The organism is Pseudomonas sp. FBF18 (assembly GCF_024261405.1).
Classification (GTDB): domain Bacteria; phylum Pseudomonadota; class Gammaproteobacteria; order Pseudomonadales; family Pseudomonadaceae; genus Aquipseudomonas; species Aquipseudomonas palmensis.
The window spans coordinates 660,425-685,476 of sequence record NZ_QKRS01000001.1 but is presented as its reverse complement, the minus strand read 5'-3'; the positions used below and the strand labels follow the sequence as shown (position 1 = coordinate 685,476).

The 25,052-nt window shown below is 62.9% G+C and carries 30 protein-coding genes; 15 read left to right on the top strand and 15 right to left on the bottom strand.

Features of this window, described 5'->3' with window-relative positions; translation table 11 throughout:
- Positions 1–112: 112 nt before the first annotated feature.
- From DN387_RS03255 to DN387_RS03240, 4 genes are all read right to left on the bottom strand, one after another.
- On the bottom strand, positions 113–349 hold the full coding sequence (locus DN387_RS03255) for a hypothetical protein (protein ID WP_043862719.1): 237 nt from the start codon (positions 347–349) through the stop codon (positions 113–115).
- Positions 350–422: 73 nt separating this feature from the next.
- A complete protein-coding gene (locus tag DN387_RS03250) occupies positions 423–1,757 on the bottom strand; it encodes a T6SS immunity protein Tli4 family protein (RefSeq protein ID WP_054915834.1) in 1,335 nt (444 codons plus the stop codon).
- Entirely contained in the window at positions 1,754–2,929 is a 1,176-nt protein-coding gene (locus DN387_RS03245; RefSeq protein ID WP_156326235.1) for a hypothetical protein, read from the bottom strand. The genes DN387_RS03250 and DN387_RS03245 overlap by 4 nt, the downstream gene beginning before the upstream one ends.
- Positions 2,930–3,192: 263 nt before the next feature.
- Entirely contained in the window at positions 3,193–5,280 is a 2,088-nt protein-coding gene (locus DN387_RS03240; RefSeq protein WP_043862717.1) for an LTA synthase family protein, read from the bottom strand.
- 186 nt (positions 5,281–5,466) lie between these two features.
- Here DN387_RS03240 and DN387_RS03235 point away from each other — a divergent pair, with 186 nt between their 5' ends.
- Positions 5,467–5,940, top strand: coding sequence for a methylated-DNA--[protein]-cysteine S-methyltransferase (locus tag DN387_RS03235; RefSeq protein WP_054915836.1), 474 nt, complete (start codon positions 5,467–5,469; stop codon positions 5,938–5,940).
- Positions 5,941–5,989: 49 nt separating this feature from the next.
- Here the strand turns inward: DN387_RS03235 and DN387_RS03230 are convergent, their stop codons facing one another.
- Complete coding sequence (locus DN387_RS03230) at positions 5,990–6,181, bottom strand: PLDc N-terminal domain-containing protein (protein ID WP_043862715.1); 192 nt, start codon at positions 6,179–6,181, stop codon at positions 5,990–5,992.
- Between the two features lie 129 nt (positions 6,182–6,310).
- Here DN387_RS03230 and DN387_RS03225 point away from each other — a divergent pair, with 129 nt between their 5' ends.
- Positions 6,311–7,252, top strand: coding sequence for a ZIP family metal transporter (locus DN387_RS03225; RefSeq protein WP_043862714.1), 942 nt, complete (start codon positions 6,311–6,313; stop codon positions 7,250–7,252).
- Here the strand turns inward: DN387_RS03225 and DN387_RS03220 are convergent.
- Positions 7,249–7,779, bottom strand: coding sequence for a hypothetical protein (locus DN387_RS03220; protein ID WP_043862713.1), 531 nt, complete (start codon positions 7,777–7,779; stop codon positions 7,249–7,251). The two genes, DN387_RS03225 and DN387_RS03220, sit on opposite strands and share 4 nt — an antisense overlap.
- Before the next feature lie 59 nt (positions 7,780–7,838).
- Positions 7,839–8,363 carry an ankyrin repeat domain-containing protein gene (locus DN387_RS03215; RefSeq protein ID WP_054915837.1) on the bottom strand — a complete coding sequence of 175 codons (525 nt, stop codon included), beginning with the start codon at positions 8,361–8,363 and terminating at the stop codon, positions 7,839–7,841.
- Positions 8,364–8,636: 273 nt separating this feature from the next.
- On the opposite strand from DN387_RS03215, the gene DN387_RS03210 reads away from it, so the two are divergent.
- Positions 8,637–8,909: a DUF3509 domain-containing protein gene (locus DN387_RS03210; RefSeq protein WP_043862711.1), complete on the top strand. Its 273-nt coding sequence runs from the start codon at positions 8,637–8,639 to the stop codon at positions 8,907–8,909.
- 92 nt (positions 8,910–9,001) lie between these two features.
- On the opposite strand, the gene DN387_RS03205 is transcribed toward DN387_RS03210, so the two are convergent.
- Genes DN387_RS03205 through aroC form a run of 3 tightly spaced genes read right to left on the bottom strand, consistent with a single transcriptional unit; the run spans position 9,002 to position 11,807 of the window.
- Positions 9,002–9,529: an acireductone dioxygenase gene (locus tag DN387_RS03205; RefSeq protein ID WP_236171913.1), complete on the bottom strand. Its 528-nt coding sequence runs from the start codon at positions 9,527–9,529 to the stop codon at positions 9,002–9,004.
- On the bottom strand, positions 9,526–10,677 hold the full coding sequence (locus DN387_RS03200) for an MFS transporter (RefSeq protein ID WP_054915839.1): 1,152 nt from the start codon (positions 10,675–10,677) through the stop codon (positions 9,526–9,528). The genes DN387_RS03205 and DN387_RS03200 overlap by 4 nt, the downstream gene beginning before the upstream one ends.
- Before the next feature lie 38 nt (positions 10,678–10,715).
- Positions 10,716–11,807: a chorismate synthase gene (gene aroC, locus DN387_RS03195; protein ID WP_043862708.1), complete on the bottom strand. Its 1,092-nt coding sequence runs from the start codon at positions 11,805–11,807 to the stop codon at positions 10,716–10,718.
- A 145-nt stretch (positions 11,808–11,952) separates the two neighbouring features.
- On the opposite strand from aroC, the gene DN387_RS03190 reads away from it, so the two are divergent.
- Both DN387_RS03190 and DN387_RS03185 read left to right on the top strand, forming a co-directional pair.
- A complete protein-coding gene (locus tag DN387_RS03190) occupies positions 11,953–12,915 on the top strand; it encodes an alpha/beta hydrolase (RefSeq protein WP_043862707.1) in 963 nt (320 codons plus the stop codon).
- A 106-nt stretch (positions 12,916–13,021) separates the two neighbouring features.
- Positions 13,022–13,819 carry a hypothetical protein gene (locus tag DN387_RS03185; protein ID WP_054915840.1) on the top strand — a complete coding sequence of 266 codons (798 nt, stop codon included), beginning with the start codon at positions 13,022–13,024 and terminating at the stop codon, positions 13,817–13,819.
- Between the two features lie 88 nt (positions 13,820–13,907).
- On the opposite strand, the gene prmB is transcribed toward DN387_RS03185, so the two are convergent.
- Complete coding sequence (prmB, locus tag DN387_RS03180) at positions 13,908–14,816, bottom strand: 50S ribosomal protein L3 N(5)-glutamine methyltransferase (protein WP_054915841.1); 909 nt, start codon at positions 14,814–14,816, stop codon at positions 13,908–13,910.
- Between the two features lie 190 nt (positions 14,817–15,006).
- Between prmB and DN387_RS03175 the strand changes: the two genes are divergently transcribed.
- The 5 genes from DN387_RS03175 to DN387_RS03155 all read left to right on the top strand — a co-directional run bounded on the left by DN387_RS03175 (position 15,007) and on the right by DN387_RS03155 (position 17,646).
- Positions 15,007–15,597 (top strand): cysteine hydrolase family protein, encoded by a 591-nt coding sequence (locus DN387_RS03175; protein WP_054915842.1) that lies wholly within the window; start codon positions 15,007–15,009, stop codon positions 15,595–15,597.
- A gap of 73 nt (positions 15,598–15,670) precedes the next feature.
- Positions 15,671–15,988, top strand: coding sequence for a hypothetical protein (locus DN387_RS03170; protein WP_043862703.1), 318 nt, complete (start codon positions 15,671–15,673; stop codon positions 15,986–15,988).
- A gap of 52 nt (positions 15,989–16,040) precedes the next feature.
- Positions 16,041–16,598, top strand: coding sequence for a Smr/MutS family protein (locus DN387_RS03165; RefSeq protein WP_043862702.1), 558 nt, complete (start codon positions 16,041–16,043; stop codon positions 16,596–16,598).
- A 69-nt stretch (positions 16,599–16,667) separates the two neighbouring features.
- The gene (folE, locus tag DN387_RS03160; protein WP_054915843.1) at positions 16,668–17,213 is read left to right on the top strand and encodes a GTP cyclohydrolase I FolE; all 546 of its coding nucleotides are present in this window, start codon (positions 16,668–16,670) and stop codon (positions 17,211–17,213) included.
- A gap of 61 nt (positions 17,214–17,274) precedes the next feature.
- Positions 17,275–17,646, top strand: coding sequence for a glutathione S-transferase N-terminal domain-containing protein (locus tag DN387_RS03155; protein WP_043862700.1), 372 nt, complete (start codon positions 17,275–17,277; stop codon positions 17,644–17,646).
- Positions 17,647–17,689: 43 nt separating this feature from the next.
- On the opposite strand, the gene DN387_RS03150 is transcribed toward DN387_RS03155, so the two are convergent.
- A complete protein-coding gene (locus DN387_RS03150) occupies positions 17,690–18,292 on the bottom strand; it encodes a glutathione S-transferase family protein (protein ID WP_043862699.1) in 603 nt (200 codons plus the stop codon).
- A gap of 145 nt (positions 18,293–18,437) precedes the next feature.
- Here DN387_RS03150 and DN387_RS03145 point away from each other — a divergent pair, with 145 nt between their 5' ends.
- Positions 18,438–19,631: a benzoate/H(+) symporter BenE family transporter gene (locus tag DN387_RS03145; protein WP_054915844.1), complete on the top strand. Its 1,194-nt coding sequence runs from the start codon at positions 18,438–18,440 to the stop codon at positions 19,629–19,631.
- Between the two features lie 38 nt (positions 19,632–19,669).
- On the opposite strand, the gene DN387_RS03140 is transcribed toward DN387_RS03145, so the two are convergent.
- Entirely contained in the window at positions 19,670–20,431 is a 762-nt protein-coding gene (locus DN387_RS03140; RefSeq protein ID WP_054915845.1) for an SDR family oxidoreductase, read from the bottom strand.
- A gap of 228 nt (positions 20,432–20,659) precedes the next feature.
- On the opposite strand from DN387_RS03140, the gene DN387_RS03135 reads away from it, so the two are divergent.
- Positions 20,660–21,664: an NADP-dependent oxidoreductase gene (locus DN387_RS03135; protein ID WP_054915846.1), complete on the top strand. Its 1,005-nt coding sequence runs from the start codon at positions 20,660–20,662 to the stop codon at positions 21,662–21,664.
- Between the two features lie 72 nt (positions 21,665–21,736).
- Here DN387_RS03135 and pyrF read toward each other — a convergent pair whose 3' ends face one another.
- On the bottom strand, positions 21,737–22,438 hold the full coding sequence (gene pyrF, locus DN387_RS03130; protein WP_054915847.1) for an orotidine-5'-phosphate decarboxylase: 702 nt from the start codon (positions 22,436–22,438) through the stop codon (positions 21,737–21,739).
- Between the two features lie 181 nt (positions 22,439–22,619).
- Here pyrF and DN387_RS03125 point away from each other — a divergent pair, with 181 nt between their 5' ends.
- Positions 22,620–22,787 carry a DUF2897 family protein gene (locus DN387_RS03125; RefSeq protein WP_078479756.1) on the top strand — a complete coding sequence of 56 codons (168 nt, stop codon included), beginning with the start codon at positions 22,620–22,622 and terminating at the stop codon, positions 22,785–22,787.
- A gap of 107 nt (positions 22,788–22,894) precedes the next feature.
- On the opposite strand, the gene DN387_RS03120 is transcribed toward DN387_RS03125, so the two are convergent.
- A complete protein-coding gene (locus DN387_RS03120) occupies positions 22,895–23,221 on the bottom strand; it encodes a helix-hairpin-helix domain-containing protein (protein WP_043862694.1) in 327 nt (108 codons plus the stop codon).
- A gap of 197 nt (positions 23,222–23,418) precedes the next feature.
- Between DN387_RS03120 and DN387_RS03115 the strand changes: the two genes are divergently transcribed.
- Together DN387_RS03115 and DN387_RS03110 are read left to right on the top strand one after the other, a co-directional pair.
- The gene (locus DN387_RS03115) at positions 23,419–24,267 is read left to right on the top strand and encodes a lipopolysaccharide kinase InaA family protein (protein ID WP_054915848.1); all 849 of its coding nucleotides are present in this window, start codon (positions 23,419–23,421) and stop codon (positions 24,265–24,267) included.
- A gap of 53 nt (positions 24,268–24,320) precedes the next feature.
- Positions 24,321–25,034, top strand: a complete 714-nt coding sequence (locus DN387_RS03110; RefSeq protein WP_235384284.1) for a metallophosphoesterase — start codon at positions 24,321–24,323, stop codon at positions 25,032–25,034.
- Positions 25,035–25,052 lie beyond the last annotated feature (18 nt).

The window sequence follows — 25,052 nt, the reverse complement described above, 5'->3', positions numbered from 1 at the left end:
GATGTAGCGGATGCAGCAATGGTTTAAGGGAAAAGGGCCGGCTGGGTAAATAACCCGTGACCCTGGCTGCAGACTAGCGCCAATCACCAGGGTATGCCAGTAGCGCGAGCGCTCAGGGCTGTTCTTTGATTTCCTTGATCTCCACGCCGCTGTCCTGCTTGAGCCATTCGGCAGTGGGCATCGACACGCGGCCCTCGAAATCATTGAGGTCCGCCTTGTCCACGACAGGATAGAGGTGGGCGCGAATCACCCGAGCCGCCTCTTCGATACTGGGCTGCTGCTCGGCGTCAAACGACAGCGAGGTCCTTTCGCCTTTCTGGTCAACAAAGGTAATTACCCACGCTTTCATTGGATTCTCCTCAGTAACGCGACTCAGGGTGAATCAGCCTTACCTTCCGTTGACCCCGCGCCTGGGCGGTTGTTCAGTCGGCCTGCGGCGCAAAACGATGGCCGCCCGGCAGCGCCCGGATGCTTTTCAGGGTCTGCAGCATATCGACGCGGGTGCGCTCGAACGCAAGCTGCGGCTGGGAATGATCATCGAGCACCGTCAGCCCTACGCCAGGCTGGTATCCAGTGGGCGGAGCGTCGCCGTCGAGCGTGAACGTTTCGTAATCCACCGGCTTGTGGTACGCATCATAGGCCTTGTAGCGCGCACCGCGAAGGTTGCCGTCGAGGGCGCCGACAAGCACGCGCAGCGGGCCGAAGATGTCGGTCTGGACGAGCGTTGGAAACCGCCTGGAGATCACCTGCTCCAACAGCTTCGGCATGAAATCGGCGTCTTTCCTGATCTCGCGCCCCATGCTCAGGCGGTGCAGCAGGTTCGGGTTGCCCACGGGGTTGAAGCCCAGCGTTATCGAATGATGCGGGGCGCCATCGTCGGCAATGAACCCGAACGGCAGGCAAAAGCCGCGCTGCTGCGGGATTTCGTATTGCTCGCGGGTTCGAAAGGCCGCCAGCAAGGCACGCGCCCTGGGCTCGACACGTTCCAGTGAGACCGGTACGCCGGCAGCGTCCGACCCTGCATGAAATACAAAGCGATAGATGCGCTGGTTACGCCAGAGATGGGCCGTCATCTCACCCGGCACCCAGTCGGCGAACGTATCTGCTATCCCCAGGTCCAGAAAGCGCTCTTGCTCGAACAATGCGTCGGTCGGCCACTTGGCCTGTTCCTCGAGATAAGCTGCGCGTTCAGCCTCCAGTTTGACGGTGGGGCGCCCCGTGGCCGAGAACTCGCGGATCATGTCGTTGAGTACGAACAACTCGGTGCTCACCCAGTTGATTCGCGTAATGGTGTCGTCCAGGGCGCGATGCTGTTCAAGCAACGCGGAATAGTCTTCGTCGTCAGCCTTTTTTGCATCGATCTGGGCTTGCAGCGCGTCGATCTGCGCACGTACCACGCGTGTTTGCGCCGAACCGCGATTAGGCCCGTGGATAAGCTGCAGGCGATCGAAGACATTGCGATCCGTCACGGGGCTGACTTCGATCTTCACCAGGTAGGTCTGCTCGGGTGTCACGCCCCCGCCATACATGATCTGCTGGCCACCCGGGGCGATGGTTGGGCGCACGGGGTCGAAGTCCGGCTTTTGCCAGTAGCCCCCGGCAAGGTGCCAGGCAATCTCCTTGGGCACATCGAACTGCACCCGCCCCATGCACTCGGTACGCCAACCCGGCGGCGTCTGGTAATCCGGCTCACCCAGCGCCGACAGGGGCGCTGCCAGCAACGCCAGCCACATCCAGCTCATGTGTAACGACTTCATGTACGTTTCCTTTTCTGTGCCACTTGCGGTGGGTTCGGCAGGGCCTGCACCTGCCCCAGTATCTCGACGGCTTCTGTCTCCAACAGCTTCAGGCTCAGGCCGTCGCGGCTGTGCAACTGGTCCACCTGCAGGATCATCGAAGGAACGGGCGTGGCGCCCAGGTGCGCTGCGCGCAGCTGGAATGTTTCGCGGCGATCCGTTTCGTGTTCGAGGTACCACTTGGTCAGCGTGGTGGTTTGCAGGATGGTCATCTGCCCCAGCCGGAACTGGCGTTCCGGCAGTTGCTCAAGTACGGGGAAATCAGCGCGATCGAGCGACAGGTCGGCGGCCCGCCGGGCCTCGAACTGCTCGCGCAGCGACTGGCTGGCCACCTGAAGGTCGTAGCGGACCGCCTCCTGGTGCCGCCCGAACCACGCGGCGCGCACCACATAGGGGGCTGTGCCGTCATCGGCCAGAAAGCCGAACGGCAGGCATATACCCGGTTGCCGAGGCACTTCGAAGGCGGCGCGGGGACGCAAGGCGGCGAGCACACGGCGCACATGCGGGTCCAGCCGCTGCAGCACCTGCTCGTTGCTCACTCCACGTTCGATGTAACCGAAGTTGAGCTTGTAGACGCGCGACTGGCGCCACAGCACCACGGTCAACCCATGCTCGTTGTACACCGCATAGCCATCCTCCAGGGCAAAGTCCGGCAGGACTTGCCACTTGAAGCGATCGGAGACGGGGTACCCCGCGTCTTCACGGTTGAGCCGCTCAAGCCGCGCCTGCAGCGTGTCCACTGGCCAGCCCTTGCCCGCGAAGTCGGCGATCATCGCCTCGAGCGACGCCCGCTCACCGGGGATCTTGTCGATGCGCTCGAAGGTGCGCGCTAGTGCCTTGTACCGTTCGTTCAAGGCGTAGTACTCGCTCGGCTTCTGGGCCTTTAGGTACGGGGTCATCAGGTTCCCGATGCGTGTCTGCTCGGCCATGATGTACTCGCCCTGCGCATTGGCCCGGCTCAGGACCAGACGATCCTTGAGGCGGTCGTACAGCTCACGGGTAGTGAGCGGGCTCACATCGATGGTGACCAGGTGCGATTCCCCGGAGAACACCGGCGCGCCATAGTCGGCCTGCCACGTATCGCCACCAGGCATGAAGCGGGCGAACGGCTCGCCCAGGCGAAGACCGCTCATTTGCCACTCCAGGCTGGCCGGTACCACAATGCGCGAGCGCCCTACACATTCCTGAGCCATCTGGGGCGCAGGCGATACGGCATCAGCCACCGCCTGGATCGAATGGCACAGGCAAACCAGCAACACGAACACACGCACGCAAACATCCTTTTTGCGGGACCGCTGTCGGCCCCTCTTGCTGAGGCGCGTGATTTGAGCACCCACAGCCCGAAAAGCCAAGACCCCGGCAAGCCGGGGTCCTGGTCAGTGCAACAGCCCGTGCGTCATTGCGGCGTGCTGTGAGTCACGCCGGCAGTGTTGTCCAGCAGGCTCTTGGTCGCGGTCTGGATGTAGGACTCCAGCTTGCGGCTCAATTGTGCCTGGTCCGGGCTTTCGATCACCTCGGCCTTGAAGTTGGCCCCAAGCTGGTAACGGTACATGCGCGGCGACATGTCCTTGGACTGGATCAGAATGCGATCGCCCTGCACCAGGCCGACGATCTGCTCACTGCCCGATGGCTTGATCATGCCGATGCCTTCATCGCCGGCCGGCAGGTTGAGCAGGTCACGCCCCCAGCACTGATGACGGGTTTCGCCCCCCAGTCGGCCCATGATGGTCGGCACGATGTCGACCTGGGTGCCCACGGTGTGGCTGACCGCACCGAACTTTTCCTGGATGCCCGGCGCAATCAGCAGCAGCGGCACGTTGAAGCGGCCCAGGTCCAGTTCGGTGACCTGCTGGGCATTGCCGAAGCCGTGGTCGCCGACGATCACGAACAGGGTTTCCTTGAAGTACGGCTCCTTGCGCGCCTTCTCGAAGAACTGGCCCAGCGCCCAGTCCGAATAGCGCATGGCGGTCAGGTGCTCGTTCAGGCGGCCCTGGTCGGTCACCGGCTGCACCGGCAGGTCCTTGGGCAACGCATACGGAGTGTGGTTGGACAGGGTCTGCAGCAGGGCATAGAACGGCTTCTTGCCATAGTTGTGCGCAAGCTCCTGTGCGCCGCGGTCGAACATGTCCTGGTCGGACACGCCCCACGTCGGGTCGGAGAATACCGGGTTGACGAAGTCATTGCGGCCGATGAAGGTGGTCATGCCCTGGTTGCCGAAGAACCCGGACTGGTTGTCCCAGGCAAAGTCGCCGTTGTAGACGTACACGTCGTCATAGTCGCGGGCGCTGAGCAGCGCCGGCAGGCCGGACAGCTTGTGGCCGCCTTCCGGCGTCTGCATCAGGTATTCGAAGCCTGGCAGGTTCGGGAAGCAGGCCATGGTGGCGAACATGCCCTGGTGGGTATGGGTGCCGTTGGAGAAGAAACGGTCGAACAGCAGACCTTCCTTGGCCAGCTTGTCGAAGTACGGGGTGATGTTGGTGGTACTGCCCAGCGCGCCCACCGAGTGGCCGGCGAAGCTCTCCATCAGGATTACCACGACGTTCTTGATCGGCAGGCTGTTGGCCGCAGGCGGGGTGAAGTCACGGCGGATCGCCGCGCTGTCGGCATCCACCAGCTGGTCGTGCTCGGTCAGGATCATGTCGCGCACGGTCTGCTGGGCCTGGCTCTGGTCGAGGGTAGCCTTCCAGATGTTGCCGCGGTCTTCGCCAAAACGGCTGTGGGCGGCGTCGATCAGGGTCAGGGTGCCGTTAAGGCCCAACTGGTTGACGAAATTGGAGTCGGTAGTGAACGCGTCCCCCCAACGCATCGGCGGGCCCTGGCGCAAGGTGCCACGGGCGGCGATCACGGCCACCAGCAGGATCACCACGAATACCGCGCCACGCAGGTACCAGGGCGCCACGCTGCGCAGGCCGGCGACGTTGCTGGAGTACTCGCCGCGCGGGCGGGTAAGACGGTCGATGCCCTTGAACAGCAGGCTCAGCACCCAGGTGCCAAAGGCCCAGGCCAGCAGGTAGCGCACCACCGGAAAACCGTACCAGAGCATGCTCAGAACGGTCTTGGGGTCTTCCTTCACATACTGGAACACCAGGCCGTTGAGGCGCTGGTGAAACTCGCGGTAGAAGTCCATCTCCATCAGGCCGAGGAACATCACCACGCTGGAAGCCAGGGTCAGCCATACGCGAAACAGGCCACGGGCGGCCATGGCGCGAGCGCTGAGGATCGCCAGCAGCAGCGGAATGCTCAGGTATACCACCACGCGCAGGTCGAAGCGCAGGCCGTTGAGAAAGCCTTCAGCGACGGTCGAGAGTGGGGTGTCGCCGATCATGTCGCTGTTGTAGAGCAGCAGCGCCAGGCGCACGAGGCTCAGCATCAGCATGATCACCAGGCCGCACAGCAGGGTATAGGCGAGGTGTGATTTGAGCGTTGGTTGCAGCAACGGGCGCGAAGCGGCTCGCTGATGACTCAAGGCATCCGTGTTAGCCATGGACAGGAAGATCCCTAGGGTTCAGATTTTTATGAGGGCCGGGACATTGCGTGGCCCTTGGACGAACGGAAATTCGCGCGCGGATTGTCAGCAATCGAATGTGAAAATTATGTTGAAAACCGCGCCTCGAACAATAGCTCAGTGTTCGGGTATCGTGTGGGCCAGACATGCCCGGAGCCACTCACCATGTACTTTCGCTACCACCCCAGCCCTATCGGCCAGTTGCTGCTGGCCGGTGATGAACAAGGTCTGCACCTGCTGCACATGGACAGCGCCCACCCCTGGCAACTGGCCGAAAGCTGGCAGCCGGCGGGCGCGCAGCTGGATACGGTAGCGCGACAGCTCGACGAGTATTTCGAAGGTCGGCGCCAGCGTTTCGAGCTACCCCTGGCACCACGGGGTACCGAATTCCAACGTGCGGTGTGGTGGGCGCTGCAGCAGATTCCGTATGGCACCACCACCAGCTATGCACAACTGGCGCAGCGCGTCGGGCGGCCGAAGGCGATACGCGCGGTAGGCACGGCCAACGGCGCCAACCCGGTGGCGGTGATCGTGCCGTGCCACCGGGTGATTGGCAGCGACGGCAGCCTGACCGGGTTTTCAGGTGGCCTGGAGCGCAAGCAGCAGTTGTTGCAGCTTGAGGGCGCCTGGTTGATCTGAGCCGCCGCATCGCCGGGCAGGCCCACGCCCGCAGGTGCCTGGCCTGGCGCTACAGCCTAACGTTGCCCCGTGGCCCGGCAATCGCCCAGATGATAAGGCCCAGCACCGGCAGCAGCAGGATCAGCAGGATCCACAGCACCTTGGCCCCGCCACTGGCGCCGCTCTTGATCACGTTGATGATCGCCCAGATATCCAGCGCCAGAATGACCAGCCCCACCAACCCGTTGAACGTCGACCCCATGGTGATACTCCCATGATTGAACCTGCCTTCAGCGTAGCTGGCTATCGGCCCCATAGCGGCGAACCGCTCGTCGCACACGCCGCGCAGTGATTACACTCGATTGATCGACTCCGTACCACAGAGGCCTCCATGCCACCCGCCCAAAGCTCCGCCAACGCCAACCCGACCTCCCTGCGCAGCGCCTGGCTGCACCAGGTTCAGGCCACCCCATGGCTCAGTGCCGGCCTGGCCCTGAGCCTGCTCGCCGTGCTCGGCCTGCTGGTCGCCAGTGCCTGGAACGCGGTGCACGGCGACAACAAGGACAACCTGCACATGGCCCTGCTCGGCGGCCTGGCAGGGTTTGGCGCCACGGCGCTGGGCGCGGTACTGGCGGTGGTGCTGCGCGACGTCAGCGCCCGCTCGCAGGATGTGATGCTCGGCTTCGCCGCCGGCATGATGCTCGCCGCCAGTTCGTTTTCGCTGATTCTGCCGGGCCTGGAGGCTGCGCGTGAAATCACCGGCAACGGGCCTTTCGCGGCCTTGACCGTGGTGGTCGGCATGGGCCTGGGGGTGCTGCTGATGCTGGGCCTGGACCGCTTCACGCCCCATGAGCACGAAAGCACCGGCCCCTGCGGCCCACAGTCGGAACGCATCAACCGGGTGTGGCTGTTCGTGCTGGCGATCACCCTGCACAACCTGCCCGAGGGCATGGCCATCGGCGTGGGCTTTGCCAACGGCGACCTCAACGTGGGCCTGCCGCTGACCACCGCCATCGCCATCCAGGACATTCCCGAAGGCCTGGCCGTGGCACTGGCGTTGCGCGCCACCGGCCTGTCCAACCTCAAGGCTGCGCTGGTGGCGGTCGGCTCGGGGCTGATGGAGCCGATCGGGGCAGTGATCGGCCTGGGCATTTCCACCGGTTTTGCCATCGCCTACCCGGTGAGCATGGGCCTGGCGGCCGGGGCGATGATTTTCGTGGTATCCCACGAGGTGATCCCCGAAACCCACCGCAATGGCCACCAGACCTCGGCCACCCTGGGCCTGATGGGCGGCTTTGCGGTGATGATGTTCCTGGATACCGCGCTGGGCTAGACGTGTACCGCGACCCGCAGCGCCTCCAGGGCAGGCGCCGCGGCGATGCCGACCTCGGCGCACAGTTCCAGCACCCGCGGCACGTCGTTGCCGTACACCAGCACCATCTGCAATTCGTCGTCCAGCAACTGGCTGATGTTGACCAGGGTGTAGCCGCCGTTTTCCTTGTTCATGCTGCCCATCTGCACCTGGATGCGGTTGAGTGCCGTGAGCGGCTCGACCTTGACCAGTTGCTTGGGCTTGATGTTGAAGGCAACGTCCTTGCCGAACGAGTCGGTGATCTGCTGGAACAGGTCACTGTAGGTGTCGGCCTGGAACAGCACGGTATCGGGCAGGCTGCCGATCACCACCCACTCCCCCAGCGGGATCGGGAAGGTGTCGTCGTAGTTGATGTCGGGGTTGGCCGCCAGGAACGCCTGCGGGTCGGCATAGGCCTGCGCCGCTTCATCGGCGATGCGCTCGATTTCGGCGTCCGGAAGGCAGCCGGAGCTGATTTTGCCGATGAGTTCGACCAGTTGGTTTTTCATGCGGGGGCCCTGCGAGGCGAAAAAAGTCGCCAAGGATAGCCGCAAAAGCCCCCTGGCAGTTAGCCGGCCAGCGCCTGCAACTGGGCGACGGTGTCGGGTGCGCCCATGGTTTGCGCGGCAACCAGTGCGGTGGCGCCCTGCGCGTCGCGGTGGTTGGGGTTCGCGCCCTTGCCGAGCAAGTAGGTGACGATGGAGGTGCGGTTGAACATCGCGGCCAGCATCAGCGCGGTACGGCCATCGGCAGACGCTCCATCGATCAGCGCGCCCTTCTCCACCAGCAGCTCGATCATCGCCTGGTTGCCCTTGAAAGCGGCACCGGCAATCGGCAACTGGCCCTTGTCATTGGCAATCTGCGGGTCTGCGCCGTGCTCAAGCAGCACCCTCACCGCTTCAAGGTGGCCGTGGTAGCTGGCAAGCATCAGCAGCGTGTCGCCGTTGCCATTGCGAAGGTTGACCGGCAGGCCCTTCTCCAGCAGACGGCCAAGCATGTCGGCGTCCCCCTTGCGCGCCCGATCGAACACTTCTTCGGCAAAGGCTGCGGCTTCATCGTCGTTCATCGGGGTGGGGGTTGGGTGGTCGGTCATCGGGAACCTCCTGGCTGCGGTAGAGCCCAAGTCTTTGTCAGGGAAGGCTTTGGGTCAACCTCGCAAATCCCATGAGGACGACAGAGCAAATCTATTGGCCGCAAGGCACTGCAAAATGCACTGTGCAAATTGCACGACCATGCAGAATGCACGGCACCCATTGCGCACGACAACTTTAAGTCATTGTTTTATAAGCTTTTTTTAATCAAGGAAAACTGGCACGGTCGCTGCACCTATCACTTCATGTCTGCCACACAACAGTCAGGAGCTGATATGGACCTCATCCAGCAAAAATTCGCCTCGGTATTTTCCGCCTACGACGTCACCACCCAGGCTCGCCCTGATGGCGGTGTACTGCTGACGTTGCGCGCCGCCGACGGCAAACAGGTCAAGCGCTCGATTTCGTATGGCCAGTTGCACAGTGCCGAGCAACTGTCGTGGGCGATCAGCGCGATCCGCCGCGACCTGGCCGAGCAGGCCAGCGAGCTGCCGGTGATCTCGATGCTGCAAAGCCAACAGCGGTTCGCACTACCGACCTATCGCTGAATCGCGTAGCGGCCTTTGCTGGCAAGCCAGTGCCCACAGGATCACCTTGGTTCCTGTGAGCGCTGGCTTGCAAGCCAGTGGCCTCGGCGTGATCAATCGTCCAATCGCGCGTAACGCTCGGCCAGCTTCTCCCCCGTGAACTGCGCCACCACCCCTTCAGGCTGATTGAACAGTCGCACCGCAACGAAGTGCGGGTTGTCCCCGCCATCGATCCATACCCGCAACCCCGCCGGCACCACGATCAGATCCCCCTTCTCGCACACCACCGCATGCACGTACTCCCCTGCCCGCACGCTGACCAGGCTGCGCCCGGCTGCGAAGAAACGCACCAGGTCATCCGAATACACATGCTCGTCCAGCAGTTCGCTCATCGGATCGCCACTGGCGCTGATCACGTCGACGGCGCGGTAACCGCCTTCGTGTTGCAGCCGGTCGATCTGCGCCTGGTAGGCGGCCAGCACACCGGCCTGGCCAGCATCGGCCTGCACAGGCGACTGCGCCGTCCAGCGCTCGAACCTTATTCCCTGCTCGGCCAGTGTCGCGGCGATGTCTTCAAGGTGGGTCAGCACCTTGTTGGGAATGTCCGGGGTGGACTGGTGAAACACGCTCAGGCTGCTCATGGGGCCTTTTCCTCTGTCATTCGAAACGCAATGATAACGGCTGCGACCAGCGCCGCGACGCTGGCAATACTAAAGGTGATGGTGGCGCCCAGGGCGTTCCAGCTGTAGCCCGAGTACAGGGCACCCAGCGCACCGCCGGTACCCGCCAGGGCCGCATACAGCGCCTGCCCCTGGCCCTGCTGGCGGGCGCCGAAGCTACGCTGCACGAAGGCGATGGCGGCCGCGTGAAAACTGCCGAATGTGGCGGCGTGCAGCAACTGGGCGAACAGCAGCACGCCCGGATACTCGGCAAAGGTCCCCAGCAGCCACCAGCGCAAGGCCGCCAGTAAGAGGCTCGCCAACAGCACCCGACGCAACGAGAACCGCGCCAGGATCCAGCTCATGGCCAGGAACATCAGCACCTCGGCCACCACCCCCAGCGCCCACAACATGCCGATGGTGCCGCGGGCATAGCCCAGGCGCTCCAGATGCAGGGTGAGAAAGGTGTAATACGGGCCGTGACTCAATTGCATCAATGCCACGCACACGTAGAACGCGGCCACGCCAGGGCTGGCCAGTTGCCTGAGAAAGCCGCCACCACCGCTGCGCTCGTGCTGGCCTGGCGGCTGGGCATTGGGCACCCACAGGCTGGCCAGCACGATGCCAGCCATGATCGCCACCAGCGCCACCGGGTAGATGTCCAGGCTCAACCATTCGAACAATCGCCCCAGGGCCACCACGGTGAGGATGAAACCGATCGACCCCCACAGCCGCACCTGGCTGTAGCGCGCAGTCTGACCTTGCAGGTGGGCCAGGGTGATGACCTCGAACTGCGGCAGTACCGCATGCCAGAAGAACGCGTGCAGGGCCATTACCAGCGCCAGCCAGGCGTAGCTCTTGGCCACGAAGATCAACGAGAAGCTGGCCAGGGTGCACAAGGCCCCCAGACGCACGATCAGCAGGCGCTGGCCGCTGCGATCGCCCAACCAGCCCCACAGGTTCGGTGCCACGCAGCGCATCAGCATGGGGATGGCCACCAACTCGCCGATGCGCGCGCTGGAAAACCCCAGGTGATCGAAATACAGCGCCAGAAACGGCGCTGTCGAACCCAGCAAGGCGAAATAGAACAGGTAGAAGCTGGACAGCCGCCAGTAGGGAATCGGCGCCACGGCTCAGCGGGCCGTGGCGTCGACGTCGGGCAGGTGCACTACAGCTGGCCCAGCACCGGGGTGGCTACCCGCACATCGGCGTTCTGGCCGCGGTGGCGCAGCAGGTGATCCATCAGCACGATGGCCATCATCGCCTCGGCGATAGGGGTGGCACGGATACCGACGCAGGGGTCGTGACGGCCCTTGGTGATGACCTCCACCGGGTTGCCATCCACATCGATGGAACGACCCGGGGTGGTGATGCTGGAGGTCGGCTTGAGTGCCAGGTGCGCAATGATCGGCTGCCCCGAGGAGATGCCCCCCAGGATGCCGCCGGCATTGTTGCTGAGGAACCCTTCGGGGGTGAGTTCGTCACGGTGTTCGGTGCCGCGCTGGGCCACGCTGTCGAAGCCGGCACCGATCTCCACGCCCTTGACCGCGTTGATGCTCATCAGCGCATGGGCCAGCTCGGCGTCGAGGCGGTCGAAGATCGGCTCGCCCAGGCCGGGCATCACGCCTTCGGCGACCACGGTGATCTTGGCACCCACCGAGTCCTGGTCACGGCGCAGCTGGTCCATGTAGGCCTCCAGCTCCGGCACCTTGTCCGGGTCGGGGCTGAAGAAGGCGTTGTGCTCCACCGACTCCCAGGTCTTGAACGGGATTTCGATAGGGCCCAGCTGGCTCATGTAGCCGCGGATGCGGATGCCCTGGGTGGCCAGGTACTTCTTCGCGATGGCACCGGCAGCCACGCGCATCGCGGTTTCGCGGGCCGAGCTGCGGCCGCCGCCACGGTAGTCGCGCTCGCCGTACTTGTGGTGATAGGTGTAGTCGGCGTGGGCCGGGCGGAACAGGTCCTTGATCGCCGAGTAGTCCTTGGACTTCTGGTCGGTGTTGCGAATCAGCAGGCCGATGGCGCAGCCGGTGGTACGGCCCTCGAACACGCCAGAGAGAATCTCGACCTCGTCGGGTTCCTGGCGCTGGGTGGTGTGCCGGCTGGTACCGGGCTTGCGCCGGTCCAGGTCGTGCTGAAGATCGGCCAGCGAAAGCTCCAGGCCCGGAGGGCAGCCATCGACAATGGCGACCAGCGCCGGACCATGGCTTTCGCCAGCGGTGGTGACAGTGAACAGCTTGCCGTAGGTATTGCCGGACATGCAGGGCGCTCCGCGTTCAGCCTGATTTTTAACTGGATGGTAACAAGGCCAACCAGTATACGCAGGGTATACCCTTAGATCACCTCCGGGCGCGAACCTAATGCCGCCGGACGAGTCAAAACGCCACCTCCTCGCTAATGGCCTGATGATGCTGCGCACGTTCGCCCTGTTGTTCCTCCTGTTTACCGGCCTGGCCCAGGCTGCTGCCCCCACGGTACTGCAACGACCGATCAGCCTGGTGACCGACGACGGCACCCTGCAGGGCAGCCTGCTGTTGCCGCGCAGCGACACGCCGCCACCGGTGGTGCTGATCATCGCCGGCTCCGGCCCCACCGACCGTGACGGCAACAATCCCGCCGGCGGACGTATCGACAACCTCAAGCGCCTGGCCCTGCTGCTGGCCAACAACCGCATTGCCAGCGTGCGCTACGACAAGCGCGGGGTGGCCGCCAGCCGCGCGGCAACCCCCGACGAGCGCAACCTCAGCGTCGAGCGCTATGTGGCCGATGCCGTTGCCTGGGGCCATCTGCTCAAGGCCGACCCGCGCTTCGGCCCGCTGATCGTGCTGGGTCACAGCGAGGGCGCACTGATCGCCAGCCTCGCGGCCGAACAGGCCGGCGCCAGCGCGGTAATTTCAGTGGCAGGCAGCGGGCGCCCGGTCGATCAGGTGCTGCGCGAGCAACTGGGTGAGCGCCTGCCGGCGACCGAGCGGGCCCAGGCCGTACGCCTGATCGAGCAGCTCAAGGCCGGCCAGCCCAGCACCCAGGTACCGCTGCACCTGCGCGACGTGTTTCGCCCCAGTGTGCAGCCGTACCTGATCTCGCTGTTTCGCCAGGACCCGGCCGCCGCCTTCGCCCGCCTCCACTTGCCGGCGTTGATCGTGCAGGGGCGCAACGACGTCCAGGTCGAGGTCGAGGATGCCGAGCGCCTGCACGCTGCCAAGCCGGACGCCGAACTGGCACTGATCGACGGCATGAACCACATGCTGCGCATCAGCCCGCGTGCCATGAGCCAGCAGCGCGACAGCTACAACAACCCCGAGCTGCCCCTGGCCAGTGCCCTGGGCGAGCGGATCGTCGAGTTCATTCGTCGATTGCCGGCGGCATGAAGCGAATTGGCGCAAATTGTGTCTCCAGTCTTGCGCAAAGCGGCCGATAAGCCGGTGCAGGCGTCGCCCTTGCGACCCGCCTGCTGTGCACAAAAGGACCGCCGTGATGACTGAAGCCACCCCCCAGGACGCCCCAGACGCGACCGACGAATCGCCAGCCCCGGAAGCGGCCCCGCTGCCCTGGGCGGACGTTGTGCCCGAGCATTTCCAGATGCTGCGCCTGTCCCCGCAGCCCACCGACCGCAACACCGGCGCGCGGCCGCTGCGCTTCGTGCAGTACGGTTATGCCGAACGGCACAACAAGACCCACAGCCTGCTGCGCATGGAAGTGCGCCTGCCTGGGCAGAAGGTGCGCAAGGAGCAGAATCGCCTGGATATCTGGGTGGACCATGAGTTGCACCAGATCAAGATCGGCCCCGACAGTGGCTTGCAGATCGAGCCGGTCAGCCGTGGCCTGGGGCGCTTCCTGTTGTCGCAGGCGGTGCACTGGGTACAGCGCAAGTGGTCGCACTACCGGGTCGAGGGCATGGCCCTGGCCAACAAGGACGCACTCAACGAAGACACACGCCTGCGCCGCGACCAGGTGCTGCGCAGCCATGGCCTGGAGGTCGAGTACGCCGATGCGCAGCACCTGAAGGGGCGCTGCGTGGAAGTCCAGGCAGGTCAGCTCAAGGGTGGCTGGAACACCGACAAGGTACAGAAGGTAGACATCCTGGATGCTGCGGGCATGCTGCAGCAGGCCGAGCAGAACCTGCAGGAGAAGGAAGCACAACTGCGCGAGCGCGATGAGCGGGTCAACAAGTACCGCCGCGAAGACAGCGGGTTGCGCTTCACCATCACCTGCCTGGTGGCCTTTGCGGTGTTCCAGGCCGGGCTGCTGATCTGGATTGCCACCAACCGCTGAAAGCGTTGCGGGTCAAGCCCGCCCCAACACGGCAATGCGGCCCTGTTGGGGCGGGCTTGACCCGCGACAGGCTTGAACCCTGTATCCCTTACACCCGCGAAGCAAACAGCGCCTGATGCTGCCGGCATTGTTCGGCCGTGAGCATGAACACCCCGTGCCCGCCACGTTCGAACTCCAGCCAGGCGAAATCCACCTCCGGGTACAACTGCTCGACATGCACCTGGCTGTTGCCGACCTCGACGATCAGCAGGCCCTTCTCGGTCAGGTGATCCGCCGCCTCGGCCAGCATGCGCCGTACCAGGTCCAGACCGTCATTGCCGCAGGCCAGGCCCAGCTCCGGCTCGTGGTGGTACTCCTGGGGCATGTCGGCGAAATCCTCGGCATCGACATACGGCGGGTTCGACAGGATCAGGTCGAAACGCTGCCCCGGCAAGCCCTCGAACCCATCGCCCTGCACGGTGAACACACGCTCTTCAAGACCATGGCGCTCGATGTTCTGGTTGGCCACTTCCAACGCCTCGAACGACAGGTCGGCCAGCACCACCTCGGCCTCGGGGAACACGTCGGCGCTGACGATGCCGATGCAGCCGGAGCCGGTACACAGGTCGAGAATGCGCGCGGGTTCGGCAGCCAGCCATGGCTCGAAGCGTTTTTCGATCAGTTCGCCGATGGGGGAGCGCGGGATCAGCACGCGCTCGTCGACGATGAACGACATGCCACAGAACCACGCCTCGCCAAGCAGATACGCGGTCGGCACGCGTTCTTCGATACGTCGCTTGAGCAGGCGCTGCAGCTTGACCAGCTCGTCATCTTCAAGACGGCAATCGAGATAGGCGTCGGCCACTTCCCATGGCAGATGCACCGAACCCAGCACCAGCAGGCGTGCCTCGTCCCAGGCATTGTCGGCGCCATGCCCGAAAAACAGCCCCTGCTCATGAAAACGGCTGACAGCCCAACGGATGTGGTCGCGCAGGGTGCGCAGGCGGGAAGTGATCACGGGCAGACTCCTTTAAAGACGACCGGCAATTCTAACAGCCTGGAACACAAATGGGCCCGCCAATACGCCTCTGGCCGCAATTGTGCTCATGCCTGCAGGCCGCTATCCACGCCGCATGCACGCTAAGCCATTCACATAAGTCGCCAAGCAGGGGACAATAGGTGAAAAGCCCTATCCAAAGGAGCCCCTGATGTCCGTTCCAACGACGATGTTCCACCTCAGCGGTCGCGGTTATCCGCCGGCCAAGCTGAGCAACGCCAGCCTGGTGATTATCGATGCGCAAAAGGAGTACCTGAGCGGGCCCCTGGCGCTGTCGGGCATGGACGAAGCGGTGGCCAACATCGGCAAACTGCTCGAGGCTGCACGCAAGGCCGGCCGGCCCGTGGTGCATGTGCGCCACCTGGGCACCGTGGGTGGCCTGTTCGACCCACAGGGCTCGCGCGGCGAGTGGATCCCGGGCCTGGAGCCGCAGGGCGATGAAGTCGTCATCGAAAAACGCATGCCCAACGCCTTCAAGAACACCACCCTGCACGAGACGCTGCAGAAGTACGGCCACCTGGACCTGATCGTGTGCGGCTTCATGAGCCACTCCAGCGTCAGCACCACCGTGCGCCGCGCCAAGGACTACGGCTATCGCTGCACCCTGGTCGAAGACGGCTGCGCCACCCGCGACCTGCCGTTCAAGGACGGCGTGATCCCGGCCGCACAGATCCAGCAGAGCGAAATGGCGATCATGGCCGACAACTTTGCCTGTGTCGCACCCGTCAACAGCCTGATCTGACCACCCGACAGGCAAGTGGAACCACTCTGGGGCGTTCGGGTCCAACCCCGGATACCCTTTGAGGAAAGTCGGAATGAAGTTATCCAGTTTCGACGCCAGGCGCCTGCGTCCCCGCGAACAACGCAATTGGGGCGCACGCCTGGCCACGGCGTTCTCGGCACTGCTGGCGATACTCGGCGTGCTCCTGACCATGGCCGGCGTCGCTGGCCTGCTGGGCCATGCCGAGGCGCTGGGCGAGCTCAACAACAACCGCCCCGGCGCTGCCGTGGTGCTGGGCCTGGGCTTGCTGTCGCTGTACCTGGGCGTCTGGTCCTGGCGCCGCAGCCGGCTGCGCCTGCGCCGTGCCAGGGGGCTTAACCTGTCGCCGCACCTGATGAAGAAACACGATTGACTGCAACCCTGTGGGGAGTCGCGTAAACTGCGCCGCCCAGGCGGAGGCTTACATGCAAGACGACGATTTTTCCCTGTTCAAGAGCCAGATGCATGGCGTCAAGCCGATCCGGCATGATCGCGCCGACACCGGCAAACCCAAGGCCGACCGCAAGCAGCTGGCCAGCCTGCGCCAGGCCGCGACCGTGCGCAGCGACCAGACGGTGATCGACGGCCTGTCCGATCAGTTCGTCATCGACGTGGGCCCGGAAGACGACCTGCACTGGAGCCGCGATGGCGTGCAGGAAAGCCAGATGCGCAAGCTCAAGCTTGGCCAGATCGGTTTCGAAGGCAGCCTGGACCTGCACGGCATGACCGTGGAGAAAGCCCGCGAAACCCTCTGGGCATTCCTGGCAGAGGCCACGCGCTTCGAGGTGCGCTGCGTGCGAGTCACCCACGGCAAGGCGGTGCGGCTCGATGGCAAGCGTCCGATGATCAAGAGCCACGTCAACACCTGGCTGCGCCAGCATGCCCAGGTACTGGGTTTTACCTCGTGCCAGGCGCGTCACGGCGGCACCGGCGCGGTGTATGTCATGCTCAAGCGGACCATGCTCGAAGGGCGTGACGAGTAACGCCGCGCTTGCAGCGCCGTCACAGCCGCCGTACCCTTCGCTTTTGCGATAAATCCCACAGGTAGATCCATGTCCCTGGAACAGCACTACACCGCGATTCTCGGCCAACTCGGCGAGGATGTTTCCCGCGAGGGCCTGCTCGATACGCCCAAGCGGGCTGCGAAGGCCATGAAGTACCTTTGCCGCGGCTACGACCAAACCCTGGAAGAGGTGACCAACGGCGCCTTGTTCAGCTCCGACAACAGCGAAATGGTCCTGGTCAAGGACATCGAGCTGTACTCGCTGTGCGAACACCACATGCTGCCGTTCATTGGCAAGGCGCATGTCGCCTATATCCCGAGCGGCAAGGTGCTGGGCCTGTCCAAGGTGGCGCGCATCGTCGACATGTACGCTCGCCGCCTGCAGATCCAGGAAAACCTCAGCCGCGAGATCGCCGAGGCAGTTCAGCAGGTGACCGGCGCGCTGGGCGTGGCCGTGGTGATCGAAGCCAAGCACATGTGCATGATGATGCGCGGTGTGGAAAAACAGAATTCGTCGATGATCACCTCGGTGATGCTCGGCGCCTTCCGCGACAATGCTGCCACCCGCAGCGAGTTCCTCAGCCTGATCAAGTAATCGGCCGAGGTTCTGCGAGCCGACCTGCCCAGGTCGGCTTTTTTCATTGTGAGGAGTTGCCATGATCGTCAAAGCACTGCGGGTTGGCCTTGGCCAACTGATCGTCTTCCTCGACTGGGTCAGCCGCCCGAGCAAGCTCAAGCGTGATGCGGCCGCCCAGGCGAATGTCGAGCAGCAGGCCAAGGGGCTGAGCCTGTATCAGTTTCACGCTTGCCCCTTCTGCGTGAAGACCCGCCGTACACTGCACCGCCTGAACGTGCCGGTGGCACTGCGTGACGCGAAGAACAACGAACAGGATCGCCAGGCCCTGCTGGAGCAAGGCGGCAAGATCAAGGTGCCGTGCCTGCGCATCGAGGAAGACGGCAAGACCACCTGGATGTACGAGTCCAAGGTGATCATCGACTACCTGAACCAGCGGTTCTCGGCGGTCTGACAGCGCTTGGCCGGCAGGGCTGCTCCCTGCCGGCAAAACACCATCAATCGATCATGGGCACATGCCGCGGATGCGAGGCCACGCGTTCCAGCCAGGCGCGAATCTTCGGGTAATCATTCAGCAGGAAGCCGGCTTCGTGGGCCACATGGGTGTAGGCATACAACGCCACATCGGCAATCGAGTACTGGTCACCGACCAGGTAAGGTGTTTCCTGCAACTGTTTCTCCATCACCTTCAGCGCCTTGTGCCCGCCCTTCTGCAACGACTTGTATTCATCGACACGATCTTCGGGCATGCCCAGATAGAACTGGATGAAACGTGCCACGGCAATGTAGGGCTCATGGCTGTACTGCTCGAAGAACTGCCACTGCAGCACTTGCGTACGTAAACGCGGCTCACTCGGCAGGAACAGGCTACCTTCGGCGAGGTAGTTCAGAATGGCGTTGGACTCCCACAGATAACTGCCGTCCTCCAACTCCAGCACCGGCACTTTGCCGTTAGGGTTCTTGACCAGAAACTCAGGGCGCTCGGTCTCGCCATTGAGGATGTTCACGGGACACCATGTGTACGGAATATCAAGCAAGTGCAACATCAGCTTGACCTTGTAGCAGTTGCCCGACTGGTAATCCCCGTAGACCTTGTACATTGTTCCCCCCTCTCCAAAGCTGAAACGAAACCGCCGTCCATAGTTGGCGACTGTACGGTTAAATGCAATGGTTGCTGTATGGCAAAACTCGCCCTATCGCAGCGTAGTCTGAAAAACCCGCTTACACCCGCACAAGGATTACTGCATGCCTGACGCCACCTCTGCGCCAATGCGTCCGCTGGCCGACACCTCCCCCTCGGCGGTGGTCGCCGGTTTCATTGCCATGCTCACGGGCTATACCAGCTCGCTGGTGCTGATGTTCCAGGCGGGCCAGGCGGCCGGCCTGACCACCGCGCAGATTTCCTCGTGGATCTGGGCGCTGTCGATCGGCATGGCGGTATGCAGCATTGGCCTTTCACTGCGATATCGCACGCCCATCACGGTCGCCTGGTCGACCCCCGGCGCAGCCTTGCTGATCACCAGCCTGGGCGGCGTGAGCTATGGCGAGGCAATCGGCGCCTACATCACCTGCGCCTTACTGGTGGTGATCTGCGGGCTCACAGGCAGTTTCGAACGCCTGGTCCGGCGCATTCCGGCATCGCTGGCCGCGGCCCTGCTGGCCGGCATTCTGTTCAAGATCGGCAGCGAGATCTTTGTTGCCGCCCAGCATCGGACCGCCCTGGTACTGGGGATGTTCTTCAGCTATCTGCTGATCAAGCGGCTGTCGCCGCGCTATGCGGTACTGACCGCGCTGGTGGTGGGCACCGCGATCGCCGCAGTGATGGGGTTGCTGGATTTCAGCGGCTTCCACCTGGAGGTGGCGACACCGGTATGGACCACGCCGTCGTTCTCGCTGGCCGCGACCATCAGCATCGGCATCCCGCTGTTCGTGGTGGCGATGACTTCACAGAACATGCCGGGTGTGGCGGTGCTGCGTGCGGACGGGTACCAGGTACCTGCCTCGCCGCTGATTTCAGTGACGGGCCTGGCCTCGCTGCTGCTGGCCCCGTTCGGCTCGCACGGCATCAACCTGGCGGCCATCAGCGCCGCGATCTGTACCGGGCCGCATGCCCATGAAGACCCGAGCAAGCGGTACACCGCGGCGGTCTGGTGCGGGATTTTCTATGGCATTGCCGGCGTGTTCGGCGCCACCCTGGCGGCGCTGTTCGCCGCGTTGCCCAAGGAGCTGGTGCTGTCGATTGCCGCACTGGCGCTGTTCGGCTCGATCATGAACGGCCTGACGGTGGCGATGAGCGAGGCCAGGGAGCGCGAGGCGGCCTTGATCACATTCATGGTCACGGCCTCGGGCTTTACCCTGTTCTCGATCGGCTCGGCGTTCTGGGGGATTGTGGCGGGGGTACTGACGCTGATGATCCTGAACTGGCGCAAGGCTGCCTGATCGACACGGGAGGGCCTGGCCCTCCCCTGCCCCACCCGCTAGATAGCGGTGGCACCACCATCGATTGCCAGAGCCTGGCCAGTGGTGAATGCCGCACCGTCGCTGCACAGGTACAGGACCGCTGCAGCGACTTCCTCGACCTTGCCCACGCGGCCGACCGGGTGCATGGCGGCGGCGTATTCAGCCTTGCGTGGATCGGCCTCGTAGGCACGGCGGAACATGTCGGTGTCGATCACCGCCGGGCACACCGCATTCACCCGGATCAGTTTCTTGGCGTACTCGATGGCGGCCGACTTGGTGAGCCCGATCACGGCATGCTTGGATGCGCTGTAGATGCTCATCTTGGGCGCAGCCCCCAGGCCGGCGACCGATGCGGTGTTGACGATCGCACCGCCGCCCTGGGCGAGCATCAGCGGCAACTGGTGCTTCATGCACAGCCACACGCCCTTGACGTTGACGCCCATGATCGCATCGAATTCGGCTTCGCTGCCGTCGGCCAGGCGCCCCTGCTCGATTTCTATACCGGCATTGTTGAAGGCGTAGTCCAGACGACCGTATGCCTCGACAGTGCGCGCCATCAACTGCTGCACGTCCTGCTCGCGGGTAACGTTGCAAGGTACGAACAGTGCCTGGCCGCCGGCGGCCTGAATCAACCCGACCGTGTGTTCGCCACCGGCGACGTCCAGGTCTGCCACCACGACCTTCAGGCCTTGTGCGGCGAATGCCAGCGCCGTGGCCCGGCCGATGCCGGCGCCGGCCCCGGTGACCAGGGCAACCTGGCCGGAAAAAGTCATGCTCATCGATAACTCCCGCAACGTAGTGAGGACAATGGCGGGAGTCTAGTCATCGGCGGTGGCTCCTGGGCAGCATCATCAGGCACGCAGTGAACACACCATCGAACCGGGTGATTTTAGCTGCTAGGCTCAATCATCCAGATGGATCAATCACCATTCGCCACAAGGCTGGACCTTGCCGATTTGCCGATGCAGGCCTATCAACAGGGTTTGCCTTCCAGAGAGAACCTTGCCATGACCGACAGGACCAACCGCCGATTCCTGCTTGCCAAGCGCCCCACCGGGGCAGTGACACGTGATGACTTTACCTTTGAAACCGTGCCTGTGAGCGAGCCTGTCGAGGGACAGGTAGTGGTGAAGAACCTGTACCTGTCGCTGGACCCGGCCATGCGCGGGTGGATGAACGAGGGCAAGTCCTACATTGCGCCTGTAGGTATCGGCGAGGTCATGCGCGCACTGGGTGTCGGTGAAGTGGTGGCGTCCAGGCATCCTGACTATGCCGTGGGTGATACGGTGAGCGGAGCCCTTGGTGTACAGGATTACTTCATTGGCGAGCCCAAGGGCCTGCATAAGGTCGACCCTAGGCTGGTACCGTTGCCACGTTATCTCTCCGCCCTGGGCATGACGGGAATGACGGCCTACTTTGCCCTGCTGGAAGTGGGTGAGCCCAAGACGGGCGAAACCGTGGTGATCTCGGGTGCAGCGGGAGCGGTCGGCAGCATTGCCGGGCAGATCGCCAAGCTCAAGGGCTGTCGTGTGGTCGGGATTGCCGGCGGCGAGCAGAAATGCCGCTACCTGGTCGATGAACTGGGCTTTGACGGGGTTATCGACTACAAGGCCGAAGACGTACTGGAGGGACTCAAGCGCGAGTGCCCAAAAGGGGTGGATGTGTACTTCGACAACGTCGGCGGGGACATCCTCGATGCAGTGCTCAGTCGCCTGAATTTCAAGGCGCGGGTGGTGATCTGTGGTGCCATCAGCCAGTACAACAACAAGCAGGCGGTCAAGGGCCCGGCCAACTACCTGTCGCTGCTGGTAAACCGCGCGCGCATGGAAGGTTTCGTAGTGATGGACCATGTGGCCAAGTACGGCACCGCAGGCAACGAAATTGCCGGCTGGCTGGCCAGCGGCAAGCTCAAGAGCAAGGAGGATGTTGTCGAGGGGCTGGAGACCTTTCCCGAAGCGCTGCTGAAGCTGTTCAGCGGGGAAAACTTTGGCAAGCTGGTGTTGAAGGTATAAGGGGAACGCCTTCGCCAGCAAGGCCGGCTCCTCCTTGTAGGAGCCAGCCTTGCTGGCGAAAAACCGGGTCGCTTAGCCGCGAATTTCGGCTACCACTGCAGCCAGCGCTTGAGCAGGGTCAGCCGCCTGACTGATCGGGCGACCGATTACCAGGTAGTCGGAGCCGGCGTCCAGCGCCTGGCGCGGGGTAAGGATACGACGCTGATCGTCCAGGGCGCTGCCGGCAGGACGAATGCCCGGAGTCACCAGCTGCAACGACGGGTGCGCGGCCTTCAGGGCCGGGGCTTCCAGGGCAGAGCACACCAGGCCGTCCATGCCGGCCTTCTCGGCCAGGGCGGCCAGTCGCAGCACCTGCTCCTGCGGCTCGATGTCCAGGCCAATACCGGCGAGGTCTTCACGCTCCATGCTGGTCAGCACGGTCACACCGATCAACAGCGGCTGTGGCCCGCTGCGCTGGTCCAGCACGTCGCGACAGGCTGCCATCATGCGCAGGCCGCCAGAGCAGTGCACGTTGACCATCCACACGCCCATTTCGGCTGCGGCCTTCACGGCCATGGCGGTGGTGTTGGGGATATCGTGGAACTTGAGGTCCAGGAACACTTCGAAGCCCTTTTCACACAGGGTTTCAACGATGCCCGACGCACTGCTGGTGAACAGCTCCTTGCCGACCTTGACCCGACACAGCGCGGGGTCCAGCTGATCGGCCAGTTTCAGGGCGGCGTCACGGGTAGGGAAATCCAGGGCGACGATGATAGGCGTCTGACAGGCGGACATGGGCAGGCTCTCTGGGCAAGTCGAAATCGGCGCGCATTGTAGCCGATGCGCAGTGCCAATGGGGGCCGGTGATCGCGAATTCGCCCCCAGGTGGTGGGCCTCTTATACTTGAACCATCGACGCTCGTGTCGAGTCCAACATCACAGAGGCGGCGCCATTCGCCGTCGATAAGGAGAAGCTCATGCCCTGGTATGCCTGGTTGATCTTGCTGGTTGCCATCGGCTCGATTGTCGGTGGCTTGATGATGTTGCGTGATACGGCGAAGAAGCTGCCCTTGACCGAAGAGCAACTCAAGCGCGTGCATGAGCGCAATGCCGAAGCCGATGCCAAGGACGCGCAAGACCGATAAGCGTGGCGCTTCCCCGCCTTCTGCAGGCGCCGGCATTGCCGGCGATGGGCCCATGCCATTTGATGATAAAAACGGATCGAGCATTGCTCGACCCGCCCCTCCTCAGGTCACTTGACCGCCAGTTTGTCCCGGTTGCGCTCGATCAGCGCCTGGCCGATCCCCTTCACCTCCAGCAACTCATCCACTGACTCGAACGCGCCGTTGGCTTCGCGGTAGGCCACGATCGCTTCAGCCTTGGCCTTGCCGATACCTGCAAGCGACGACTGCAGTGTCGCCGCATCGGCAGTGTTCAGGTTGACGGTGGTTGAGGCGAGCGCTGCGCTGACTGTAGTGACTGGCAAGTCGCCCGCGGCCTTGGTGGCCGCCGCAAACGACGGCAGCGAGAACGCGCTGAGCAGCGCGAGCAGCAGAGAAACAAGAAAGGTATTGCGCATAACGGTGGCACTCCTTGGTGTGTGAGCTTGCTAAGGCAGCGATTCCTTGGCTGCCTGTAAAACCTAGCGGGTGGTTGCTCGCACATCCAGAGTCAATAGCAAATCGATTAAAACAAGATGTGAAAAATATGTAAAAATCTGTAGGAAATGTTACATTTCGGCGACCTAATAGCAATTTGCCACAGGGTGTAGTACTGGTGCTTGACGATAGCAAGAGCCTGCTGGATGGTTACCCATTTACCTTTAAACATCAGCGCTCAACCTTCCACCTGAAGGTGCCGTTCAATTCGGTGGTAGCCCAGGCTTTCGAGCAACTGCTCAGCCTGAACGATCTGGCGAAACGCACAAGCGCCCCGATTGCCGGCAGCGCTGGCTCTCTGTTCGCCAAACGTCAAGTACTCGAGACCTTCCCAAAAAAATTCCGCTTTGCCCGCGGTGCGCGCAAACGCTGCGGCATGTACGATTGGCCGATCGAAGAACTGCTCAACACTTCGGAGGCGCATCGCCGCGGCGCGCGCGTCCCAGCCGTGGTGGGCTATGGCTACACCAAATCCAGGCTAGGCCTGGTGAAAGATTTCTTTATCATTACCGAGATGCTGCAGGGCTACACGGATGGTTTCCAGTGGATGCAGTCAAAGCCTGAAGAAATCCACCGAGTGATAGAAGCGTCCTTTGAGTTGTTGTTTTCGCTCAACAGCAACGGCATCTATCATATGGACCTGTGGGCGGCGAATGTAATGATTAGCAACGATGGGATAGCCCCGACCTACGCGATCGATCTAGAGAACTGCTTTGCGCAAAACACTGAGTGTCTTAGCGAAACTCTTGGATTCCAATTCGGATTCTTCTACAGACGCGAGGTTTACAGGTACATCACCGAAGCGGCCTATGACGCCTTGGTCGAATCAGCCCTTGCCGCATACGCTGGTGTTGACCCAAACCGTTTCGAACAGGTGTACAAGCAGAGCAAGCACCTGGACGTGGGCCGCAAGGAGCGTCGTTTTTTCTTCGGCCCGGTTTCGTCACCAACCAGGCCTCGCATCTAAAATGCCTGCTATCAGTGCATGGCAGGCCAGATAACCTTCACCCGAGTACCGAATTGCACCACACCTCCACCAGTGCGCACCTGCGTTCATTTGACCTCAACAACGCAGGGCGCGATTTCATCGTAGGCGACATCCATGGGCACTTCGAGCAGCTCGAGGCGCTACTGTTGCGCCATCGCTTCAATCCCAGCCTCGATCGAGTGTTCTGTACCGGGGATCTCATTGATCGCGGCCCTTTTTCCGAACAGGCCGTGGATTGGCTGAAGCATCCCTGGTTCCATGCGGTGCGAGGGAATCACGAACAGATGGTTCTCGATCACGCAGCAGGCACGGGCGACGCCGCCAGACATGCGCGAAATGGCGGCGCATGGTTCTATCAGCTTGACGCAAAGCGCCAGCAGATTGTGATCGATGCACTCGCTAAACTGCCCATGGCCATTGAAGTTGCAGTGGGTAATCAACGAAAAATCGGCGTGATTCACGCCGAGCTGCCCGGCTGGGAAGACCAACTGGACTGGAACAGCGCTGTGGCACTGCTGTGCTCCGAGCACACCCCCACGCGCCTTGCGGCATACCAGCAAGCCATGTATTCAAGGACCAGGATAACTCGACAGGACCCGACCCCGATCAGCGGAGTCGAGCGTCTGTATGTAGGGCACTCGACCGTACCGGGGATAACGGAACTGGGCAATGTCGTCTATGTCGATACCGGCTGCTCGTTCCCCGATGGGGCTTTGAGCGCCGTGCAACTACGCATAAAAGGCTGAAGCTGCCTATCTCATGTT